The 2,832-nt window shown below is 65.1% G+C and carries 4 protein-coding genes and 1 pseudogene; 1 reads left to right on the forward strand and 4 read right to left on the reverse strand.

Going from position 1 to position 2,832, the window contains the following annotated elements; all coding sequences use genetic code 11:
- Positions 1-232, forward strand: a pseudogene (locus AO501_RS39230) (hypothetical protein); the annotation flags it as partial.
- A 204-nt stretch (positions 233-436) separates the two neighbouring features.
- Here the strand turns inward: AO501_RS39230 and AO501_RS12880 are convergent.
- The 4 genes from AO501_RS12880 to AO501_RS12895 form a co-directional block, all read right to left on the reverse strand.
- Positions 437-832, reverse strand: a complete 396-nt coding sequence (locus AO501_RS12880; protein WP_055578106.1) for a PIN domain-containing protein — start codon at positions 830-832, stop codon at positions 437-439.
- The gene (locus AO501_RS12885) at positions 829-1,113 is read right to left on the reverse strand and encodes a type II toxin-antitoxin system Phd/YefM family antitoxin (RefSeq protein WP_156452519.1); all 285 of its coding nucleotides are present in this window, start codon (positions 1,111-1,113) and stop codon (positions 829-831) included. The genes AO501_RS12880 and AO501_RS12885 overlap by 4 nt, the downstream gene beginning before the upstream one ends.
- A 221-nt stretch (positions 1,114-1,334) precedes the next feature.
- Positions 1,335-1,979: an RES family NAD+ phosphorylase gene (locus tag AO501_RS12890; protein ID WP_055578108.1), complete on the reverse strand. Its 645-nt coding sequence runs from the start codon at positions 1,977-1,979 to the stop codon at positions 1,335-1,337.
- Positions 1,976-2,560 (reverse strand): hypothetical protein, encoded by a 585-nt coding sequence (locus AO501_RS12895; protein ID WP_055578109.1) that lies wholly within the window; start codon positions 2,558-2,560, stop codon positions 1,976-1,978. The genes AO501_RS12890 and AO501_RS12895 overlap by 4 nt, the downstream gene beginning before the upstream one ends.
- Positions 2,561-2,832: the final 272 nt, after the last annotated feature.

Genomic DNA, 2,832 nt, shown 5'->3' on the forward strand with positions numbered 1-2,832 from the left:
CACTGCCACTGGCGGGGCAGGAGGGGACGGGGGAACAGGTGGCACCGGAGGCAAGGGTGGTGCTGGTGGCACCAGTGCCACCGGCACCACGGGTGGCCCAGGCAGCGACGGCGGTGCCAGCAATCCCGGAGGTACCGGAAATGCGCCATCAGGGCCCAGCGGCGGGGCGGGCGGTACAGCAGGGGCGTCAGGTTCAGCAGGTGGCAAGGGCGGACTTGGCGGAGCAGCATGAACCCCCAAACCCCGCAGCGAACACCCCACCACGGTTAAGGTCGGCGAAATTCGGCGCTACGCCACGCGCCGGGTAAGCGCCTTCGACGAAGCGGCGCGCCTTGGGCGCGTTTGACGATTCCCGTCCAACTGCAACATCGTGTCGGCGATGGCGGGCAAAGGCACGCCACCTTTTATTCGGGTGGGCTGGTGCCGGGTCCGCTCATCAAAGTGCAATTACCTCAAGTACGTTTTCGAGCCCGGTGAAGTCGGCGGTGTTTCGGGTGGCTAGGGCTGAGTTGTTGGCGACTGCCACAGCCGCGATCATCACGTCTACTCGCCGCCGGCCGCCAGGTGTACGTCCAGCCGTGACCACTGTGGCGCACAGTTCCCGGTAGACGTCGGCCTCACGTTGGGCGAAGGGCAGTCCATCTCCGTAGGCGTTGCGCAATTTGATCAGGTCGAGTGCAGCGCGACCTGCGATTGTGGGGTCGGAATGTGTTGTGCCCTCACTGAACTCGGCGAAGGCGATCGCCGAAACGAAGAGTTGATGATCCCCAGGCGGCAAGAGCTCCCATCGGGGCCGCTGAATCAGCAGATTGGTATCCAGGTGGATGTTCATCGATCGCCGATCCGGCCCGCTTGGTCGCGTCCGCGCTCGACGATTTCCAGGAGTGCCTGTTCGTACCCGGCCGGCTTCGGCTGGTCATATACCCCAGACTTCGCGATTTGTTCGAGCGTGACTCCGGGTCGTTGCTCAGGAGGCGCGGCATGCGATTGCCTGGTGATGACCACACCTGTGTCCTTGCCATGGTTGGTGACGCGGTAGGTCGTTCCGTTCTCGGCCGCCTCGATGACCTGCGAAGCGTTCTGGCGCAATTCGCGGATTCCGACAGTCTCCATGCGCATGAGTGTAGCACATTTGTAGCACCTCGTGCCCTTGTTCCGCACTGAGCTATGGGGGTGTGCGGAGGACCCTGTGCCTGATTCAGCAACGGGCACTGAGGCTTCCCGCATTCGTTGCAGATTGCCCTTGTTCGCACAGAGGTCGACGCGCTAACTTGGCACAACAAATTCAGGGGAAAGGTGCCGTGTGAACTCGCTGGCCGGCCCAGATGCCTGACTTAGATCATCTGATAGCCGAGCTTTCGCGCAGTGGCGGCAAGGCGCAGCGCCAGCCCGGGATGGGTCAGTGGCAACGACACGACGGGCCGTGTGGGCATCGCGTCCATGGCCGGAGGGAACAGCGCGATGCAGGTCTCTCCGGAGAAGCGGCTGGTGTAGTGCAGGCCGTCCAGGTCGGGAAAGGTCTCAGTGATGCGTCGGGCCCAGCGCTGCGCGATCGAATGCGGTCCCGTCGACAGCGCGAAGGTGCCGCCGGCTCGGGTCGGCCATGCGCCGTTGCCGCCGGCGGCGAGATCGAGGAGCCGGACTTCGCGGATGAACCGTAGTCCGGTCAGGTAGGGGTCGCCGCGGAATCGGTCGATCGTGCGTGCGGCTTGGAATGCCTCGGCTAACGCTGGTGTGGGGTTGCTGGCGCCGTACCATACCCCGACGCCGGGATGATGGCGGGCCGGCGGTGGATGGGGGTCGAATCGCAGATGCGGGCCATTTTCGCGAAACCCATTCCACGCCAGCACATATGGACCGGTGGTTCGATGTACTCGCCACCACAGCTCGCCAGGGGAAACTGTCCGCAGTTCGGCTTCGTCGATGCCGATCGCGTGCAGTTCCGCGCGCGGCGGCGGGCCGGGCAGGCGTGCGGTCACACCGCAAACCAGTCGTATTTCAATGCAGCTGTAACGGCCTGGTCGACGTCGCCCCCTTCACGCAGCCATTCCACTGGGGCCATGAGCCGACCGTGGAATAGGTCCGGCTGGGGTGTCCTCAGGAACCCTGCGATGGCCACGGGATGCAGGTCGGCGGGCAGCGCCTTAAACACGCGGTCCAGGCCGCGAACTTGCCGGGTGGGGCCGCCGTCTGCGCCAGTCTCGAACTGCAGGACGGGGAAAACCCAGCTCTGCCCGTCGGCGATGGCCCATAATTCGCCGGCCAGTCGTTTCTGCCGCACCCGAGAGCCGCTCACCCCGAGGCCGGCGGCGACCTCGTCGGCAGTGAAAGCGGTGACGGCCAGATGCGCGGCCTGGCCGGCGATCTCGGCGGCGGCGGCTACGAAGGCGTCTTGATCCTCGGCGAAGTCGGCATCGTCGAGCAGGCGAGCTTCATCCTCGGTCAGGGCGGCCGCCCAGGGTCGCAGGGCTGGAAGACCTTTCAACGCAACGATCAGCTGCGGGGTCGTGATATCGAAACGGTCGAGGAGCAGCTCATCAAGCTCTGTGCGATTCGGCATGGGATCCTCCTGTAACGCATTCTAACACCAGACTACGCACGTTAGCCAATCGCGGCAACCGGCCATATCCCCTCCCCGGAACGTCGCGCGGACGAGTAGTAGGCGGCGGCGGAAACGTCCCGACGCCACCGGCGCAGAGCTGCGTACCTTTCTGTTGTCCATCGCGCGGCGTTTCGCGATCTGTTGGTGGACAGAGTCAGACGCCGATCGATGGGCGCGAGCCGACGTGCCCCGTCGATTCCTCCGACGAGTGGCGCCGCGCCTGGCAGGCG

It is taken from the genome of Mycobacterium gordonae (assembly GCF_001417955.2).
GTDB classification, from domain to species: Bacteria; Actinomycetota; Actinomycetes; order Mycobacteriales; family Mycobacteriaceae; genus Mycobacterium; species Mycobacterium gordonae_B.